Consider the following 19,506-nt stretch of genomic DNA (forward strand, 5'->3'; position numbering starts at 1 on the left):
CTTTACTTTTCAGACAACATGTAGCCAACGCTGCGCACTGTCTTGATCAGGCTTTCCGCCTCTTTCAAGGCTTTGCGCAAGCGCAATACGTGGACGTCGACCGTGCGCTCCTCGATCACCACATGGTCGCCCCACACCTTGTCGAGCAGCTGGCTGCGCGAAAACACGCGCTCCGGATGGGCCAGCAGGAATTTCAGCAGCTTGTATTCGGCATGGCCGATATCGATCTTCTGTTCATCCATCATGACGGTGCAGCTGACGGGGTCGAGGGCCACATTGCCGGCGCGCATGGGCGCCTGCGCGTGTTCCGGACTCTTGCGTCGCAACAGCGCCTTGGCGCGCGCCAGCAGCTCGCGCGGCGAGAACGGCTTGGTGACGTAATCGTCGGCCCCGCTGTTCAAGCCAGCCAGCTTGTCTTCTTCCATGCTCTTGGCGGTGAGCATGATGACGGGGATGGCGGCAAAATTGCGGTCGGCGCGGATGCGCGACAGCAGGCGCAAGCCCGTCTGGTCCGGCAGCATCCAGTCGAGCAGAATCAGATGCGGCGTGCGGTGCTGGATGAATTCCCAGGCATCGGCGACGTTTTGTACAGAACAGCAATTCCAGCCGGATTCGCGCAGCGAATAGGTCACCAGTTCAACGATGGCCGGCTCATCTTCAACAATCAATACCGTGGTTTTATCAGATGCCATAAAGCTTACTCAGGGAGCTCCTCGGAAATGGCGGGAGCAGCCACCTTGGTGTGGCGGATGTCCTTGCCTTCAACCACGTAAATCACGTATTCGGCGATGTTTTTCGCATGGTCGCCGATCCGTTCGATGGCCTTGGCCACCCACAGGGTATCGAGCGCCGCCGAAATCGTGCGCGGGTCTTCCATCATAAAGGTGATCAAGTTGCGCATGATAGACCGAAACTCATGGTCGATGATGGCATCCTGTGCAATTAATTGTAAAGCCTGCTTGCCATCGTTGCGGGCAAACGCATCGAGCGCGTCGTGCAGCATGTCGGTGGCTGTATTGGCAATGCCGCGCACCATCTCGTAATGGTTGACGACGCCGTTGCCGCGCTTGTGCAAATTCTTCGCCACGCGGGCGATTTTGGTCGCCTCGTCGCCTACGCGCTCGAGGTCGGTAATCACCTTGATGGTGGCCATGATGGTGCGCAAATCGTTGGCGGCCGGCTGGCGGCGCACGATCAAATGGCTGCAGGCGTCGTCGAGCGACACTTCCAGCTGGTTGACGACGTCGTCTTCGCGCATCACGCGGTCGGCGCGTTCCGGATTACCGATGCGAAAGCACGTCATCGCGTCGAGGAACTGGGTTTCAACGATGCCGCCCATCAGGAGCACTTTCGAGCGGATCGCTTCGAGTTCGTTGTCGTATTGCTTGGATGAATGTTCGCCTATCATGCTGTCTCTCCGTATTCAGTTGTCTTGTATGTAGCGCTGTGCGAGGGATCAGCCGAAGCGACCCGTGATGTAATCCTGCGTTTCCTTGCGGGCCGGATTCATGAAAATCTGGTCCGTTTCGCCGAATTCCACCAGCTCGCCCAGGTACATATAAGCCGTGTAGTCGGAGCAGCGCGCCGCCTGCTGCATATTGTGCGTCACGATGGCGATCGTGTAATCCTGTTTCAGTTCGCTGATCAGCTCTTCCACCTTCGAGGTCGAAATCGGGTCCAGCGCCGAGGTCGGTTCATCGAGCAGCAGCACGTCCGGCTTCACTGCCACGCCGCGCGCGATGCACAGACGCTGCTGCTGGCCGCCCGACAGCGACAGGCCGCTCTTCGAGAGTTTGTCCTTGACTTCGCCCCACAGGGCCGCCTTTTTCAGGGCCCACTCGACGCGCTCGTCCATCTCGCCTTTTGACAGGTCTTCATACAGGCGCACGCCGAAGGCGATGTTGTCGTACACGGACATGGGGAACGGCGTCGGCTTCTGGAACACCATGCCGACCTTGGCGCGCAGCATGTTGACGTCCTGGTCGGCGTCGAGCACGTTGCGGCCGCGGTACAGGATGGAGCCTTCCGCGCGCTGGCCAGGATACAGGTCATACATGCGGTTCAGGGTGCGCAGCAGCGTCGATTTTCCGCAACCGGACGGGCCGATGAAGGCCGTCACCTTTTTCTCGTGGATGTCCAGGTTGACGTTATGCAAGCTTTGCGTTTTACCGTAAAAAAAGTTCAGGCCAGAAATCTCGATGGTTTTTTTCTTTGGTGCCAAGTCTTGGGCTGGATTCATTTGCGTATTCATATGGGTTCGCTTCGCTCGATATCTGTTTAATTAGGGACTTTTTGGCTGAACACGGTGCGCGACAGGATATTCAGGGCCAGCACGCTGAAGGTGATCAGCAGTGCGCCACCCCAGGCCAGCGAGCGCCAGTTGTCGTAGGGGCTCATCGCAAACGATGCGATGACGGACGGCAAGTTGGCCATAGGCGCATTCATGTTGAAGCTTTGGAACTGGTTATTCAGGGCCGTAAACAGCAGCGGTGCCGTTTCGCCGGCGATGCGGGCCAGAGCCAGCAGCACGCCAGTAATGACACCGGCCTTGACGGCGCGCAAGCGCACCAGAGTGGCGACCTTCCAGCGCGGCGCGCCCAGGGCAAACGCTGCTTCCAACAAGCTGTTCGGCACCAGACGCAGCATATTGTCCGTCGTGCGCACCACCACCGGCACGGCGATCAGCGACAAGGCGATGGCGCCGGCGTAACCGGAGAAATGTTTCACATGCGCCACGTACAGCGCATACACGAACAGGCCGATGACGATGGACGGGGCCGACAGCATGATGTCGGTGACGAAACGCGTCACGTGCGCCAGCCGGTTTTCTTCGCCGTATTCGGCCAGGTAGATGCCGGCCAGGATGCCGATGGGCGTGCTGACAACGGTGGCCAGGCCCACCATCAGGGCGCTGCCGACGATGGCATTGATCAGGCCGCCGCCTTCGCTGCCGGGCGCCGGCGTCGTTTGCGTGAACAGGTCGAACGACAGGGCGCCGAAACCCTTGATCACCAGGGTGAACAGAATCCACACCAGCACGGCCAGGCCCAGGGCCATGGCGGCCACCGACAGGGCGATGCCGATGCGGTGCATCAGCAGGCGCTTGCGGTAGACCGGGTTCATGGCCGGCTTGGCCGGAGCGTCGTGGGTGCTAACTTGGCTGAGCTGGCTCATTTCGTGCCTTCCTTGCGGGACATGCCAGCCAGCATCAGCTTGGCGGCGGATAAGACGATAAAGGTGATGACAAACAGGATCAGCGCCAGCGAGAACAGCGAGGACACGTGCAGCGCCGATTGCGCTTCGCCGAATTCGTTCGCCAGCAAGGAAGTGATGCTGTTGCCGGCGGCAAACAACGACCACGACAGTTTATTCGCGTTGCCGATGACGAAGGTCACGGCCATGGTCTCGCCCAGCGCGCGGCCCAGGCCCAGCATGACGCCGCCAACGACGCCGGTCTTGGTGTATGGCAAGACGATCTTGCGCACCACTTCCCAGCGCGTGCAGCCCAGGCCGTAAGCGGATTCCTTCAGCACGGCAGGGACGATTTCAAACACGTCGCGCATCACCGAGGCGATGAAGGGGATGATCATGATGGCCAGTACCAGACCGGCCGTCAGCAGGCCGATGCCCATCATGGGGCCGCTGAACAGCTGGCCGATGACGGGCACGTTGCCCAGCGTCGCCTTCAGGATGGGCTGGACGTGGTCGGCAAACAGGGGCGCGAAGACGAACAGGCCCCAGATGCCGTAGATGATCGATGGCACGCCGGCCAGCAGCTCGACAGCCGTGCCCAGCGGGCGACGCAGCCAGGCCGGGCAGATTTCCGTGAGGAACAGGGCGATGCCGAAGCTGACAGGAAAGGCGATCAGCAGGGCAATCACCGACGTCACCAGGGTGCCGACGATGGGGATCAGGGCGCCGTACTGGTCATTGACGGGGTCCCATTCTGCCGACACGATGAAATGCAGGCCGAAGCTCTTGAAGGCCGGTATCGATTCCATGATCAGCGAAATGATGATGCCGACCAGGACAATCAGCACCGACAGGGCGAACAGCATCGTCACCTTGTGGAACAGGAAGTCCTGGAGGCGCTGCTTGCGCATGGTGGAAAGCATTTGCGTGTGACTGATGGAATCGGTCATGGTGCCGCCTGGCATGGGGATCGTGGAAGAGGTAGATTGTGCGCTCATAATGTGCCATGTGGGTGGTACTGCAGGTACTGCTATTTTTATCTTGCTCTTTTAGCCAGGACCGCCTGCAAGGGCTTGCGGGCGGTCCTGGCTAACTCCCTGCCCCGCCGTGTTGCTGGCGGAGGGGCAAGGATGGTACTGCTGTGGTCAAGCTATCGAATTAATAGATGGCTTTGCCCGAAGCATCTTTCAGGTTGGCTTTCCACGATTCCTGCACCAGTTTCACGACCGATGCTGGCATCGGCACGTAGTCCAGTTCAACAGCAGCGGCGCCGCCGTTCTTGTAGGCCCAGTCGAAGAATTTCAGGACTTCTTTTGCCTTGGCTGCGTCAGGCTGGACTTTGTGCATCAGGATGAACGACACGCCGGTGATAGGCCAGCTGTTCTTGCCAGCCTGGTCGGTCAGGACCACACCGAAGCCTGGGGTTTGCGTCCATGGTGCCGAAGCGGCTGCTGCCTTGAAGTTTTCGTCGTCAGGCTGCAGGTAGTTGCCATCCTTGTTTTGCAACTGGGTGTGCGACATATGGTTTTTCTTGGCGTAAGCCCACTCGACGTAGCCGATCGAACCCTTGATACGCTGTACGTTGGCGGCGACGCCTTCGTTACCCTTGCCGCCCACGCCCACGGCCCATTTCACAGCCGAGCCAGCACCGATTTTCGATTTGAATTCCGGGTTGGTTTTCGACAGGAAGTCGGTGAACAGGAAAGACGTGCCCGAACCGTCGGCGCGGTGCACCACGGTGATTTCCGTGTCCGGCAGCTTGACGCCGCTGTTCAAAGCAGCGATCTCAGGAGCGCTCCATTTGGTGATCTTGCCCAGGTAGATGTCGGCAACGACCTTGCCCGTCATCTTCAGCTGGCCTGGCTTGACGCCGTCCAGGTTGACGATGGTGACCACGCCGCCCATGATGGCAGGGAACTGCATCAGGCCTGCTTCTTCCAGCTCTTCTGCCTTCAAAGGCATGTCCGAGGCACCGAATTCAACAGTCTTGGCCTTGATTTGCTTGATGCCGGCGCCGGAGCCGACGGACTGGTAGTTCAGGCCGTTGCCCGTATTGGCTTTGTAAGTTTCAGCCCATTTGGCATAGATCGGGTACGGGAAGGTCGCACCAGCACCTGTCATATCTGCCGCCATGACGGAAGCGGAAGAAAATGCCATCGCTGCCGAAGCACCCACGACGATAAATTTGAACATTTGCTTCATTTGCATATCAAGTCCTCAGGGTTGTTAGGGCACAAAGTCCCGGTTGAATGCTGCGCAGTCTAGCAAGCGAATATGACAGCTTTATGACATGGGTAAAAAATCCTGAAATAATTGGCTACGCCCCGGGAATCAACATTTGCGGCGCGGATAATGACAGAAGGGGCGACGCTTTATGACAGCTTATGTCACGCTTACGTCATATTTCATGATTACACTCACAACGCGTCATACATGATGAAATACGGCTAGAATTAACTATCTGCAAAGACAAAAGAATATGAAACCTGAACTGCACACGGAAGTGACCAAATCGGGCATCCTGCTTGACCGCGAACTGTCGCAACTGACTTTCAACCGGCGCGTGATGGCCCAGGCGGAAGACCCGAACATTCCGCTGCTCGAGCGCCTGCGCTACCTGTGCATCGTCAGCAGCAACATGGATGAGTTCTTCGAGGTGCGCGTGGCCAGCCTGTTGGCGGCCGGCAGCATCGGCGGTTCGTTGGCCGGCCACCCTGCCCTGGCGGCCAACCTGGAACGCATCGGCAAGGAATGCCATGCGCTGGTGGAACGCCAGTACGAGATATTAAATAGCGAAGTCTTGCCGGCCTTGCGCGAAGCGGGCGTGCATTTGCTGCGCGACAGCGACCGCAACGAGGCGCAGCGTGCGTGGGTCAAGCAGTATTTCGACCGCGAAGTGCGCCCCTTGCTGACCCCCATCGGCCTCGACCCGGCCCATCCGTTCCCGCAAGTGGTAAACAAGAGCCTCAATTTCATCGTTTCGCTGAGCGGCAAGGATGCCTTCGGCCGCGGCACGGCGATCGCCATCGTCAAGGCGCCCCGTGTCTTGCCACGCGTCATCAAGCTGCCGGACGACATTTCCGGCGACGGCGTATCCTTCTGTTTATTGTCTTCCGTCATACACGCGCACATTTCCGACCTGTTTGCCGGGCGCGAAGTGATTGCCTATTCGCAATTTCGCGTCACGCGCGACAGCGACCTGTGGGTGGACGAAGACGAAGTCAAGAACCTGCGCCAGGCCTTGAAGGGCGAACTGGTGGGGCGCCAGTTCGGCACCTCCGTGCGCCTGGAAGTGGCGCGCAATTGCCCGCCAGAATTGTCGCAATTCCTGCTCGACCAGTTCAGCCTGGATCAAAGCCGGCTGTACCGCGTCAATGGCCCCGTGAACCTGGTGCGCCTGTCGGAAATGATCGACCACGTGAAGCTGCCGGAATTGCGCTTCCCGCCGTTTTTCCCCGGCCTCGCGCACAAAGCCATCGGCAACGACATCTTTGCCGCGCTGAACAAGCACGACATCCTGCTGCATCACCCCTACCAGTCGTTCCAGACGGTGATCGACTTCATCCGCAGCGCCGCCTACGACCCATCCGTCGTCGCCATCAAGCAAACGATCTACCGCACGGGCATGAATTCGGACTTGATGGAGTCACTCATTACAGCGGCGAAAATGGGCAAGGAAGTGACCGTCATCGTGGAACTGATGGCGCGTTTCGACGAGGAAGCCAATATCAACTGGGCCGACAAGCTGGAACAGGCCGGCGCGCAAGTCGTGTACGGCGTGGTGGGCCTGAAAACCCATGCCAAGGTGGCGCTCGTCATCCGCCGAGAAGAAGGCGCGCTGCGCTTCTACGCCCACTTGGGTACCGGCAACTACCACCCCACCACCACCAAGCTGTACACGGACTTCGGCTTGCTGACGGCGAACCAGGACCTGGCAGTGGAAGTGAACGAAGTCTTCATCCACCTGACCAGCCTGACCAAGCCGCACAACCTGAACCATCTGTGGCTGGCGCCGTTCGGCCTGCAAAGCGAGATCATCAAGGCCATCCGCAACGAAGCGAAGATCGCCCGCTCCGGCCAGCGCGGGCGCATCATCGTGAAGGTCAATGCGCTGGTGGATGAATCCGTGATCCGCGCCCTGTATGCGGCCTCGACCGATGGCGTGAAGATCGACCTGATCGTGCGCGGCGCCTGCACCCTGAAACCGGGCGTGCCTGGCTTGTCGGAAAACATCAAGGTACGCTCCGTGATCGGCCGCTTCCTCGAACACAGCCGCATTTACTACTTCCGCAACGACCTGGCGCACGATGTCTACCTGGCCAGCGCCGACTGGATGAGCCGCAATCTGTTCCGCCGCGTGGAAGTGGCCTTCCCCGTGCTGGACCGGGCACTGAAGCGGCGCGTGATCGCCGAAGGCTTGAATCCATATTTGAAGGATAATACGAATGCATGGGAACTGGAGCCGACGGGCCAGTACGCGCGCCGCAAGCCGCGCGGCAAGCAAACACCGTTCAGCGCCCAGCAGTATTTGATGCAGACACTGGGCACGCCGAGCGCGGAGGTCGGCGAATAGGCAGCTTTCGACTTTCTACACAGAGGAGTACAACATGGACCTCATCTTGTGGCGCCACGCAGAAGCCGAGCCGGGCGTCCCCGACCTCGAACGCGCCCTGACCGTCAAAGGCCAGAAACAGGCGCGCCGCATGGGGGAATGGCTGGCCTCGCAACTACCGGAAAATTGCCGCATCCTCGTCAGCCCCGCCCTGCGCACCCTGCAAACGGCGGAAGCGCTGGGGCGCAAGTTCAAGCTGATGCCGGAACTGGCGCCCGGCGCCGAGGCGGAAGACATCCTGCAGGCGGCCAACTGGCCCAGCGGCAAGGAAACCGTGCTCATCGTCGGCCACCAGCCCACGCTGGGCCAGGCGGCCGCCCTGCTGCTGACGGGCGAGGAGCAGGAATGGGAGATGCGCAAGGCCAGCGCGTGGTGGTTCTCGCAGCGCGAACCGGGCGATCCCATCAGCGTCTATTTAAAAGCCGTCATGGCGCATGACCTGGTGGTGAAATAAGGGTGGTGAAGCAGGGAAATGCGCAAAAAGTGCGCTGGGACAAATACTGGCAGGAATTGCAACTCGTCAGCCTTGTAAAGCGCTGCCGATCTGCTAGAGTTTAATGGCATCAACGACGTGTTGGAGCAATGCTCTGGCACCTTGAGCAACCCAGCGGACAGCCGCTCAACGGCGGCTGAAAGACCATGTTAACCTTCCTCGTTTTTCTCTTCATCGCCATCTTCGCCGCCATCATCGGCTTTGTCGCCTTTGAACTGATCGAAGAAATGCGCGGCAGCCACCACAAGCTGATGGACCGCTACCACGAGTAGCGTTCACCTCGGCACTATCGCATGGCGCCAGCGACGGCCTACCGGCCCGTCCCTCGCGCCATCCTTGCACCGCCCAACAAAACTGACTGCGCGTCGCGATTTGCAGGCTGCGATGCTCACTGCCTCGGCGGCCCCGTGCACGACACAGTTCCGCCTCTCAAGCACCACTGCCTTCCGCTCGCTACAGTTTTGTAGCGAGCTCGTACCTTAAACTCCCGTCTTGAACTTCGTATAGATACGCGTCATCAGCCGGCGGATATCGGCCGTTGTCGCTTCCGGTGCGGCCATGCGCTGCTTGTCGGCGTCAGACAGGAAGATAGCCTTGTTTTCGCCGATGTCCTTGCGTACATACTTGATACTGGCCGGATTCGGATTCGCGTAAAACACCTTGTTGCTCAGGCTGGCATGCACTTGCGGACGCAAAATGTAGTTAATGAACAGGTGCGCATTGTTCGGGTGCGGCGCGTCGGCCGGGATGGCCATGGTGTCGAACATCAGGGCGGCCGTCTTTGGCACCAGCACCTGGATCACATTGCCATTCTTGGCATCGATGGCGCGCTGGCGCGCGATATTGATATCGCCCGACCAGCCCAGCGCGACGCAGACAGAACCGTTGGCCATGTCATTAATGTAACCGGACGAGCTGAACAGGGTCACATAGGGACGGATGGCTTGCAGCACCTTGCCCGCTTCCTGGTAGTCGGCGCTGGACTTCGAGTAGGCGGGTTTGCCCAGGTATTGCAGGGCGGCAGGCAGCACTTCCGATGGCGAGTCGAGGAAGGACACGCCGCACGATTTCAGCTTCGCCGCATATTTCGGGTCGAAGATCAGGTCCCAGGCATTCTCAGGCATGGGCATGCCACCCAGCGCCGCCTTGACCTTGTTGACGTTGATGCCCACCGTCGTGTAACCCCACAGCCAGTCGACCAGGTAATCGTTGTTCGGGTCGATCTTCGACAGCTTGGCTTGCAGGTTGGAGTCCAGGTTGCCCAGGTTCGTCAGCTTGCTCTTGTCGAGTTTGCGCAGCAGGCCCGCATCGATCTGCAGGCGCGCCCACTGGGCCGTCGGCACGACGATGTCGTAGCCGGACTTGCCCGCCACCAGTTTCGCATTGAGGATTTCGTTATTGTCGAAAACGTCGTAGCGTACCTTGATGCCCGTTTCCTTTTCAAAATTCTTGATCGTATCGTCGCCGATATAGTCGGACCAGTTGTAGATGTTCAGTACTTTTTCTTCCTGGGCCTGGGCAGGCAAGGCCAGCACGGCTGCCGCCAAGGTCAATCCCACTCCAATGCGCCGTCCTGCTTGCCATGTGTTTGCCATCGTATCGCCTCCAGAAGAATCAGAAAATAGTGCCGATGATAGCAAGAAGGGCGCGATCAGGTCTAGCCTGATCGCGCCCTTGCCTATCGCGCAATATGAACGCGGCAGCTTACACCTTGTCCAGCCCCACTTGCGCGCCCGAAAACACCAGGTTGCCATGCTGGGCGTCGATGCGGATCTCGTCTTTCGGGCCAAACTTGCCTTCCAGGATCAGCTTCGACAGCGGATTTTCGATCTGCTGCTGTATCGCCCGTTTCAAAGGACGTGCCCCATACACCGGGTCGTAGCCCGCTTCGGCGATTTGCTGCAAGGCCGCGTCGGTCAGGCTCAACTGCATGTCCATGCGCGCCAGGCGCTCTTCGAGAATTTTGAGCTGGATCTTCGCGATCGCGCCGATGTTTTTCTCGTCGAGGCCGTGGAACACGACGATCTCATCGATGCGGTTGACGAACTCGGGACGGAAGTGCGCGCGCACCTCGGCCATCACGGCCAGCTTCACGACGCCGGGATCATCGCTTTCCATGGCCTGGATTTTATGCGAACCCAGGTTCGAGGTCATGATGATGACGGTATTCTTGAAGTCCACCGTGCGGCCCTGGCCGTCCGTCATGCGGCCATCGTCGAGCACTTGCAGCAGCACGTTGAAGACGTCGGCATGCGCCTTTTCCACTTCGTCGAGCAGGATCACGCTGTACGGCTTGCGGCGCACGGCTTCCGTCAGGTAACCGCCCTCGTCGTAACCCACATAGCCGGGCGGCGCGCCGATCAGGCGGGCCACGGAATGCTTTTCCATGAACTCGCTCATGTCGATGCGTATCATCGATTCTTCCGTATCGAACAGGAAGGTCGCCAGCGCCTTGCTCAGCTCGGTCTTGCCCACGCCCGTCGGCCCCAGGAACATGAAGGAACCATAGGGACGGTTCGGATCGCTCAAGCCGGCGCGCGAACGGCGGATGGCGTCAGCCACGGCCGTGATCGCTTCATCCTGGCCCACGACGCGCTCATGCAGCTTTTCTTCAATGTGCAGCAGCTTCTCGCGTTCGCCCTGCATCATGCGCGACACGGGGATGCCCGTCGCGCGCGACACCACTTCGGCGATTTCCTCGGCGCCCACCTCCGTACGCAGCAGTTTCGGCTGGTCGGGATCGCGTTTCGGGATGCCGCTGTCAGCCTGCTTGAGCTGGGCTTCCAGCTGCGGCAGTTTGCCGTATTGCAGCTCCGACACTTTCTGCCAATTGCTCTCGCGGGTTGCCTGCTCCATCTGCAGCTTGACTTGTTCGATTTCTTCCTTGATGTGCGTGCTGCCCTGCACCACGGCTTTTTCCGCCTTCAGGATTTCTTCGAAGTCATTGTATTCGCGCTGCAACTTGACGATCTCTTCCTCGATCAAGCCCAGGCGGCGCAAGGACGCTTCGTCTTTTTCCTTCTTGACGGCTTCGCGCTCGATCTTCAGCTGGATCAAGCGGCGTTCCAGCTTGTCCATCACTTCCGGCTTGGAATCGATCTCGATCTTGATCTTTGCCGCCGCCTCGTCGATCAGGTCGATCGCCTTGTCGGGCAGGAAGCGGTCCGTGATGTAGCGGTGCGACAGCTCGGCAGCGGCGATGATGGCCGCGTCCGTGATTTCCACCTTGTGGTGCAGCGCGTACTTATCCTGCAAGCCGCGCAGGATGGCGATGGTCGCCTCCACGGTCGGCTCGTCGACCAGCACTTTCTGGAAGCGGCGTTCCAGCGCGGCATCCTTCTCGATGTACTTGCGGTACTCGTCGAGGGTAGTCGCGCCCACGCAATGCAGTTCGCCGCGCGCCAGCGCCGGTTTCAGCATATTGCCGGCATCCATCGCGCCTTCGGCCTTGCCCGCGCCCACCATGGTGTGCATCTCATCGATGAAGACGATGGTTTGCCCCTCATCCATGGCCAATTCCTTCAGCACGGATTTCAGGCGCTCCTCGAATTCGCCGCGGAATTTCGCGCCGGCCAGCAAGGCAGCCATATCCAGCGAGAGTACGCGCTTGCCTTTCAGGGACTCGGGCACTTCGCCATTGACGATGCGCTGCGCCAGGCCTTCGACGATGGCCGTCTTGCCCACGCCCGGCTCGCCGATCAGCACGGGATTGTTCTTGCTGCGGCGCTGCAGGATCTGGATGGTGCGGCGAATTTCATCGTCGCGGCCGATCACAGGGTCGAGCTTGCCCTTGCGCGCCCGCTCCGTCAGGTCCATGGTGTATTTTTTCAAGGCTTCGCGCTGGCCTTCGGCCTCTTGTGAATCAACCTTGTTGCCGCCGCGCACGGCCTCGATGGCCGATGCCAGTGCCTTGCGGGTCAGGCCGTTTTCGCGCGCCAGCTTGCCGCAGTCGGACTTGTCGTCCGTCATGGCCAGCAAGACCATTTCGCTGGAGACGAACTGGTCGCCCGCCTTTTGCGATTCTTTGTCGGCAAGATTGAGCAAGGCCACGAATTCACGGCTGACCTGCACGTCGCCGCCCGTGCCCGACACCTTCGGCAAGCGTTCGAGGGACGCGCCCAGAGCCTTGGTCAGCCCTCCCACGTTGACACCGGCGCGCTGCAACAGCGAGCGGGCACCGCCGTCGTCCTGGTTCAACAGGGCCGTCAGCAGGTGGACTGGTTCGATATACGGGTTGTCGTTGCCCACGGCCAGGCTTTGTGCATCGGCCAGGGCTTCCTGTAACTTGGTGGTGAGTTTGTCTTGTCGCATGAAAAGCGCTCCCGGTTAATTAGTTGTTAACCAAATTGGGGTGAGGCGGTCCTTTTCAAGCATACACAAAGCATAAAACTGATGCATTGTTGCAAATGCTAACGTGCGCGGCAAATACGCCTCAGCTGGCCCGCGCCGTCCATTTATCCAGTGCTGTCTCGTCGCTGTCGCGCGCATCGACCCAGCGCGCCCCTTCCGGCGTGTCTTCCTTCTTCCAGAACGGCGCCTGCGTCTTCAGGTAATCGATGATGAATTCGCAAGCGGCAAAGGCTACGCCCCGGTGAGCGGACGAGACCGCCACCAGCACGATCTGCTCCTGCGGCAGCAGGGGCCCCACGCGGTGGATCACCGACGCGCCAGCGAGGGGCCAGCGCTCCCGCGCCTGCTCCACGATGGCAACGATGGACTTTTCCGTCATGCCCGGATAGTGCTCGAGCTCCATGGCAGCCACGTCCAAGCCTTCGTTCATGTCGCGCACCGTACCGACGAAGCTGACGACGGCGCCCACCTTGGGGTTGCCTGCACGTAATTGTGCAATTTCTTGACTCAAGTCAAAATCGGCTTGCTGGACGCGGACGGAAATGCTCATTTGACGCTGCCTCCTATGCGGCGCAGCAAGGTTTCAATGCGGCTGGCCGTGCGCGCATCGGTGGCGGCGGCAATCGCGCACAGCTGCATCAGCTGCGACACTTGCGTGAGCGGCTTCTGGCCCGATTTCAGCGACGATTGCAACACTTCCACCTGCATTTTCAGGCGGTCGCGGGCAAATTCGGCGCCGCTGTCGACGCCGGCGACGATTTCCAGGCGCAAGACTTCCTCACGCAAGCGCTCCTGGTTGGCCTGCAATTGTTGCACGTAGGCGGCCGCGCCCTCGCCCAGCGCGGCCTGGGCGGCGGCAAAGCGCTGCTGCAGGCTGCGTTCGTACTGGGCGTCGAGCGGCGGCAAGGCGCTCCAGCGCTGATCCCAAGCGGCAGCGTCGGCGCTGTCGCCCCCCTCGAGCAGCGAGGTTTCCAGCGCCTGCACCAGGCGCAGCTTGTCGCGCAGGGCATTCGCCTGGGCCGCACCGGCACGCTCGGCGATGGCATCCGCTTGCGCTTGCACGCCGGCGACAGCCGCCTGGTAACGCTGTTCGATCTTCGCTTCGCTGGCGCGCGGCACGGGACCGCTGGCATTCCAGGCGGCGCGCGTGTCACGCAGCAACTGGTGGATGAAGGCGCTGCGGGCCTTGTCGTCGCCCTCGGGCACGACGGCCGTTTCCAGCGCTTCGCACAGCGCTACGCGCGCATGCAAGTGTTCGCGGCGCTCGTGGTCGGCCGCGTGAGCCGTTTCCTTGCGCCTGGCAAAGATGTCGTCGCAAGCGGCGCGGAAGCGCTGCCACAGCGCCTGTTCCGCGCGGCGCTCCAGCGGCAAGGCTTTTGCCAGCTCCTGCCATTTGTCCTGCAAGGCTTTGAGCATGTCAACCGTGTTGCGCTCCGACGGTTTGAGCAAGCCCACTTCGACGATCAATTGTTCGCGGCGCGCCGTCTCGATCTGGCGCTGCGTGTCCAGCGGCTTCGACAGCGCGTCCAGCGCGGCGCCGAACTCGGCGTCCAGGCGTTTCTTTTCCTTGCGGTCAATGGTGCCCAGGCGCGTCCACGCCTGGCGCAAGCGCTGCGAGGCGGAGGCGACGTGTTTCCAGTCGGTACTTTCTTCGGCCGCCAGGGCCGCCGTTTCCGCGATCAATTCCTGGGCCTTGGCCGCATTGCCGTGGCGCTCATCGGCCAGTAGCTTGAAATGCTGGGCCGCTGGCGCATACGCCACGCTGCAGGCGGCGTCGAAACGCTCCCACAAAGACTTAGGCGCCGGGCCGGACAAGGTGTCGAGCGACTTCCAGCGCTCGCGCAAGCTGCCCACTTTCTTGGCCAACTCGGCCATTGGCAATTCTTGTGCCGGCAATTCCTCACCCGCCTTGACCAGTTCCTCGCGCGACACGTTGCCACCCCAGCGCGCCCAGTCAGCCAATTGCTTGAATTGCCCGCGTACATGGGCCAGGCGATCCGCTTGCGCAGGCGTCAATCGGCCGTGCTTGGTATCGCGCAAGGTCTTGTCGTGTTCGGACGCCACGTGCAGCAAGCCATCCTGCAGGGCCGCTTCCATGGCGTCGAGCACCTTGAAGAACTGCTCCGTCGCTTCTTTCGACACGGGCGCGTGTTCCTGGCGCGGCTTGCGCGGCGCTGGCTCGGCATGGGCCGGTGCGGCCTCTGCCGTTGCCGCCTGCACGGGCGCCGGCGCACTGGCCAGCACGGCCGCAAATTGCTGCTGCAAGCTGTCGGACAAACTCGATTCGGGCAGGCGCGGCAAGGCTTGCCAAGCGCGCTTCAAGGTGTCTGCGTCCAGGGTGGCGGCGTCCTGCGCCTGCCATTCGGCCAGCGCCCCCTGGCGCGCGTCGAACACGGCCTGGTGCTGCTGCAGGGCTTGCAAGGCGGACTGCGCCTGCTCGCGCGCCTGGAGAAAATCGCTTTCCAGGTGTTTCGGCAAGGAGCCGCGCTCGGGCGATTGCGCATGCTGCGCATGCTGCGCATCCAGGCTTGCCAGCGCCTGCGCCAGTTCTTCGGCAGACTGGCCATTGCTGGCCAGCGCGCGCGCGGCGGCAACGGCGTCGATCACGGCGCGCTGCAGCAGCACTTGCGCTTCCAGGCGGGCGGCAAGCGCGGCGCGCGCGGCGGCGAAGGCGGTCGCCAGCTCGGGCGTGGCCTTGATCACTTGCCATTGGCGGTCCAGCTCGGCCACCTGATTCGGGCTGAGCTTGTCATCGCTCAGCAGGCGCTGGGCCGTGGCGATGCTGGCCTCGGCGCGCTGGGTTTCCGCCGCCTGGTGGCGGATCAGGTCGATTCGGCCCTGCATCAGTTTGGCGACGCGGCGGTCCGTGTTGCGCATGGCGTGGTGGACTTTTTCCAGCAGGGGCAAGGCATGGACGTGTTCGGCCGCGATCAGACGGGCATCGGCAAATTCGCTGGCCAGGATGAATTCAAAGGCGGCGGCTTCGTCACCCGCCACGGCATGGGCGCGCGCAACCTGTTCGGCGCGGCGCGATGCGCTCAGCGCCGAGGCGGCGGCCTGTTCTGCCACGACAGGATCGGGTGCGGCAGTCTTGCTGGCAGAACGCTTGAAGAGAAATTCGAACATGACGGGTTTCGCGTGGATCAAAACCACCATCATAACAAAGCCCGGAGTATTGCATCGGACAGGTCTGTACAAGTTGGCAAATGAGTCACACAACACGCCTCCCATGCTGGCGCCAGCGCAAAACCACGCTCGCGGAGCCGCTGCACACGGGCGACCGAGGAGGGTGCCCGCTCCCCGTCAAGCCCGCGCGCGCAGGGCTTGCGGCGCCGCTGGCAAGGCATCCGCAGCAGCGTTGGCGGCGGTGGCGCTATCGGTGGCGTCAGCGCTGCTGCCAGGCGTCCCCGGCGCCGGCGCAGGCACTGGCAAAACAAAAGGCAAGACCTGCGCCTTGCCACGGCGCGCTTCCTGCGCGCGCGCATCGTGGGCGAGGAACTGGTAGGCGATGGCAAACCACGCTTCGCCCACGATGACCTTGCGCGCCAGCGCAAACAGCTCGCGCTCCTCTTTTTCAAGGCGCTGCAACAGGGCCGCGCAAAAGGCGTCGATGGCGGCGCACAGCTGCTCGGCCTGCAATTCGGAATGGTCGATGGCGGCACCCGCGCGCTGCTGCACGACATTGATGCTTTCCAGCGCAGCATGGTTCAAGCCATTGATCTCATTGAGCAAACCATCGAGCGGGCCGTCCGCACGCGGCGCGGCCTGACGGATGGCGGGGATCAGATACATCTCCACCTTGCGCCAGTAGCCCCCCTGATACAGGCGGCTCAGCCAGTCGCCTGCGTACTGCAGCTGCGCCAGGCTGAGCTGGCTCTGCTGGCGCAGCTGCACCTGCATGTATTTCTGAAAAGCCAGCAGGCTCATGCGGATGCTGGCCTGTTCCACTGACAGGGAAACCAATATATATGTTGCCGTAAGCATGTACTCACTCCCGAAAATGCGCTGGATGTCTCAGCCTGGAAGTGAAAGTGTAAAGACTACCGACAGGGCCTGGTTTGATCCTGCACAAACCCGCAGCGAGCCCCCTGCGCTTTTTTAAGGCGCGCGCAGCCCGATATGCAGGTTGACGACGCCAGGCTCTTCTGACGGCGTGACTTCGCCGCCAAAGCTTTTCACCAGCCGCTGCATGCCCTTGTTGCGCGCCATCGCCTCGCCCACCAGCGCTTCCGTGCCGCGGCTGCGAAAATAGTCGACCAGCTTCTCAAACAGGATATGTCCCAGCCCCTTGCCCTTCAGTGCCGAACGCACGGCGATGGCGAAATCGGCGTGGATATTGTCCGGGTCGGCCACGGCGCGCACCACGCCCAGGGTTTCCGGCTTGCCGTCCGGCCCCGTGTGCGTGGCGATGAAAGCCATGGCGCGGTCGTAATCGATCTGCGTCAGGCGCGCCAGTTGCGACACGGGCAGTTCGCGCATGGACGTAAAGAAACGCAGGCGCACGTCATCCGGGTCCAGCGCGTGGAACAAATCCATGTGCTGCGGCGCGTCCTCGGGGCGGATGGGACGCAGCAAAATCGCTTGGCCCATCCACGTTACCTGCTCTTCCAGTTCCTGCGGGTACGGGCGGATGGCCAGGCGGTCGCTCTGCTGGCCCGGCTGCAAACGGATGCGCGCGTCGAGGGCGATCACGCCATCGGCATCGGCCACCAGCGGGTTGATGTCGAGCTCGGCCAGTTCGCCGATGTCCGCCACCAGTTCGGCCACCTGGATCAGGGTATAGCAGATGGCGTCGATATCGGCCGGCGGCTGGTTGCGGTAGCCGGCCAGCAGTTTCGACACGCGCGTGCGCGCCAGCATGTCGCGCGCCAGCACCATGTTCAGCGGCGGCAGGCCGATGGCATGATCAGCCGTCACTTCCACGGCGATACCGCCCTGCCCCACCAGGATGACGGGGCCGAAGGCGGCGTCCGTGGTGACGCCGACGATCAATTCATGCGATTGCGGACGGCGCGCCATCTGCTGCACCGTAAAGCCGTCGATCAGCGCATCGGGGCGCATGCGGCGCACGCGCTTGAGCATGGCGGCGGCCGCCGTGCGCAGGATGTCGGGCGTATCCAGGTCGAGCGCCACGCCGCCCACGTCGGATTTGTGGCCGATGTCGGGCGAATGGATCTTCAGCGCCACGGGGTAGCCGATATCCGTCGCCACGGCCAGCGCCTCTTCCACGTCGGCCGCCATGCGCGTGGTGGCGACGGGGATGCCGTAGGCGGCGAGGATTTCCTTCGAGCGGCATTCGCCCAGCACCGTCTGGCCGGCGGCCAGCGCGGCGGCGACGATTTCGCGCACGCGCGCACGGCGCGGCGTGGCCGACATGGGCAGCTGCGCGGGCACCTGCATCAGGGTTTCCTGGTTGCGCCGGTACTGCACGATCTGCATGAAGCCATGTACGGCTTTTTCCGGCGTGTCGTAGGTGGGAATGCCGGCCCGGTTGAAGACCTGGCGCGCGGGCGCCACCGTGGTGCCGCCCAGCAGACAGGACAGCACCGTGCGGGAAGTGGCCTTGATCAGCGGCGTGACGGCTTCGGCGATGTCGATCGACGAGACCATGGCCGTGGGCGCGTGCAGCAGCAGCAGGGCATCCGCCTGCGGCTCGTCGAGCAGCGGCTTGATGGCGTCGACATAGCGCTGCACGGCCGCATCGCCAGGCAAGCCCACGGGGTTGTCGTGCGACCAGCCCCGTGGCAGGGCCTTTTCCAGCGCGATCACGGTGTCCGGCGACAGCTCGGCCAGCTTGCCGCCACCGCCCACCAGCGCATCGGTGGCCATCACGCCCAGGCCGCCGCCATTGCACAAGATCGCCAGGCGCTCGCCGCGCTGGGCGCGGATATGCGTGAGGGTTTCCACGGCGTCGAACAATTCCTCGGCCGAATACACGCGCAGCATGCCGGCGCGGCGGATGGCCGCGTCGTACACGGCGTCGGAACCGGCCAGCGCGCCCGTATGCCAGGCCGCCACGGCCGCGCCTTCGGGCGCGCGCCCGGCCTTGAGCACGATCACTGGCTTGCTGCGCGCGGCGGCCCGCGCCGCCGACATGAATTTGCGCGCCGCCTGGATGTCTTCCATGTACAGCAGGATGGCGGCCGTGTCGATGTCGCCAGCCAGGTAGTCGAGCAGGTCGCCAAAGTCGATGTCGTAGCTGGCGCCGAGCGAAATGAACTTGGAAAAGCCCACGCCGTGCGCGTTGGCCCAGTCGAGCACACCCGACACCAGCGCGCCCGATTGCGAGACGAAGGCGATCTTGCCGCTGGTCGCGCCTATATGGGCAAAGCTGGCGTTCAAGCCCAGCTTCGGCACCAGCAAACCCATGCTGTTGGGGCCGAGGATGCGCAACAGGTGCGGTTTGGCCGCTTTCAGCATGGCCAGGCGCAGCGACTGTTCGCGCACGGGGTCCAGGCCAGACGTCATGACGATGGCCGCGCGCGTGCCCAGCGCGCCCAGTTCGCGGATCAGGGCCGTGATGGTGGCGGGCGGCGTACAGATGATGGCCAGGTCCGGCGCCTTGGGCAACTGCGCCAGCTTGCGGTAGCATTTCAGGCCCATCAACTCGTCGTACTTGGGATTGACGGGCCACAGATCACCTTTGTACTGCGCGCCTTGATTCCCGCCGCCCAGCAGATTGGAGAGGGCGATGGCACCGAGCTTGCGTTCGCGCGCCGTGGCGCCGATCAGGGCCACCGAGGCCGGCTTGAACAGCTTGTCGAGATTACGAATACTCATGTTCTGGCCTCTTGGATTGCCGCAGTGGCTTGGTAACACCCCAGTGTATAGGATGCGCTGGCAAAAAAACTTGACCTTG

At 61.9% G+C, this 19,506-nt stretch carries 15 protein-coding genes; 3 read left to right on the top strand and 12 right to left on the bottom strand.

Going from position 1 to position 19,506, the window contains the following annotated elements; all coding sequences use genetic code 11:
- Positions 1–2: 2 nt before the first annotated feature.
- From K0F85_RS11345 to pstS, 6 genes are all read right to left on the bottom strand, one after another.
- On the bottom strand, positions 3–692 hold the full coding sequence (locus tag K0F85_RS11345) for a response regulator (protein WP_034755074.1): 690 nt from the start codon (positions 690–692) through the stop codon (positions 3–5).
- Positions 693–697: 5 nt separating this feature from the next.
- Positions 698–1,408 (bottom strand): phosphate signaling complex protein PhoU, encoded by a 711-nt coding sequence (phoU, locus tag K0F85_RS11350; RefSeq protein WP_034778131.1) that lies wholly within the window; start codon positions 1,406–1,408, stop codon positions 698–700.
- 48 nt (positions 1,409–1,456) lie between these two features.
- Positions 1,457–2,239, bottom strand: a complete 783-nt coding sequence (gene pstB, locus K0F85_RS11355) for a phosphate ABC transporter ATP-binding protein PstB (RefSeq protein ID WP_010396817.1) — start codon at positions 2,237–2,239, stop codon at positions 1,457–1,459.
- A 38-nt stretch (positions 2,240–2,277) separates the two neighbouring features.
- Entirely contained in the window at positions 2,278–3,174 is an 897-nt protein-coding gene (gene pstA / locus K0F85_RS11360; RefSeq protein WP_219116152.1) for a phosphate ABC transporter permease PstA, read from the bottom strand.
- Positions 3,171–4,142, bottom strand: a complete 972-nt coding sequence (pstC, locus tag K0F85_RS11365; RefSeq protein WP_219116153.1) for a phosphate ABC transporter permease subunit PstC — start codon at positions 4,140–4,142, stop codon at positions 3,171–3,173. Before pstC ends, pstA begins: the two co-directional genes overlap by 4 nt.
- 208 nt (positions 4,143–4,350) lie before the next feature.
- On the bottom strand, positions 4,351–5,400 hold the full coding sequence (gene pstS / locus K0F85_RS11370; protein ID WP_102121061.1) for a phosphate ABC transporter substrate-binding protein PstS: 1,050 nt from the start codon (positions 5,398–5,400) through the stop codon (positions 4,351–4,353).
- 271 nt (positions 5,401–5,671) lie between these two features.
- Here pstS and ppk1 point away from each other — a divergent pair, with 271 nt between their 5' ends.
- From ppk1 to K0F85_RS28720, 3 genes are all read left to right on the top strand, one after another.
- Positions 5,672–7,765, top strand: coding sequence for a polyphosphate kinase 1 (gene ppk1, locus K0F85_RS11375; RefSeq protein ID WP_219116154.1), 2,094 nt, complete (start codon positions 5,672–5,674; stop codon positions 7,763–7,765).
- A gap of 34 nt (positions 7,766–7,799) precedes the next feature.
- Positions 7,800–8,258 (top strand): phosphohistidine phosphatase SixA, encoded by a 459-nt coding sequence (gene sixA, locus K0F85_RS11380; protein WP_219116155.1) that lies wholly within the window; start codon positions 7,800–7,802, stop codon positions 8,256–8,258.
- 185 nt (positions 8,259–8,443) lie between these two features.
- The gene (locus K0F85_RS28720; RefSeq protein WP_254926692.1) at positions 8,444–8,569 is read left to right on the top strand and encodes a hypothetical protein; all 126 of its coding nucleotides are present in this window, start codon (positions 8,444–8,446) and stop codon (positions 8,567–8,569) included.
- Positions 8,570–8,776: 207 nt separating this feature from the next.
- Here K0F85_RS28720 and K0F85_RS11385 read toward each other — a convergent pair whose 3' ends face one another.
- The 6 genes from K0F85_RS11385 to K0F85_RS11410 all read right to left on the bottom strand — a co-directional run bounded on the left by K0F85_RS11385 (position 8,777) and on the right by K0F85_RS11410 (position 19,427).
- Positions 8,777–9,892 (bottom strand): polyamine ABC transporter substrate-binding protein, encoded by a 1,116-nt coding sequence (locus K0F85_RS11385; RefSeq protein WP_219116156.1) that lies wholly within the window; start codon positions 9,890–9,892, stop codon positions 8,777–8,779.
- A 109-nt stretch (positions 9,893–10,001) separates the two neighbouring features.
- Positions 10,002–12,608 carry an ATP-dependent chaperone ClpB gene (gene clpB, locus K0F85_RS11390; RefSeq protein ID WP_219116157.1) on the bottom strand — a complete coding sequence of 869 codons (2,607 nt, stop codon included), beginning with the start codon at positions 12,606–12,608 and terminating at the stop codon, positions 10,002–10,004.
- 121 nt (positions 12,609–12,729) lie between these two features.
- Complete coding sequence (gene moaE, locus K0F85_RS11395) at positions 12,730–13,191, bottom strand: molybdopterin synthase catalytic subunit MoaE (RefSeq protein ID WP_374198692.1); 462 nt, start codon at positions 13,189–13,191, stop codon at positions 12,730–12,732.
- A gap of 2 nt (positions 13,192–13,193) precedes the next feature.
- Positions 13,194–15,773 carry a DUF349 domain-containing protein gene (locus tag K0F85_RS11400; RefSeq protein ID WP_219116159.1) on the bottom strand — a complete coding sequence of 860 codons (2,580 nt, stop codon included), beginning with the start codon at positions 15,771–15,773 and terminating at the stop codon, positions 13,194–13,196.
- Between the two features lie 177 nt (positions 15,774–15,950).
- Positions 15,951–16,631 (bottom strand): hypothetical protein, encoded by a 681-nt coding sequence (locus K0F85_RS11405; protein WP_219116160.1) that lies wholly within the window; start codon positions 16,629–16,631, stop codon positions 15,951–15,953.
- A gap of 114 nt (positions 16,632–16,745) precedes the next feature.
- Positions 16,746–19,427: a bifunctional acetate--CoA ligase family protein/GNAT family N-acetyltransferase gene (locus K0F85_RS11410; RefSeq protein ID WP_219116161.1), complete on the bottom strand. Its 2,682-nt coding sequence runs from the start codon at positions 19,425–19,427 to the stop codon at positions 16,746–16,748.
- Between the last annotated feature and the right edge of the window lie 79 nt (positions 19,428–19,506).

It is taken from the genome of Janthinobacterium sp. UMAB-56, assembly GCF_900095265.1.
Classification (GTDB): Bacteria; Pseudomonadota; Gammaproteobacteria; order Burkholderiales; family Burkholderiaceae_D; genus Janthinobacterium.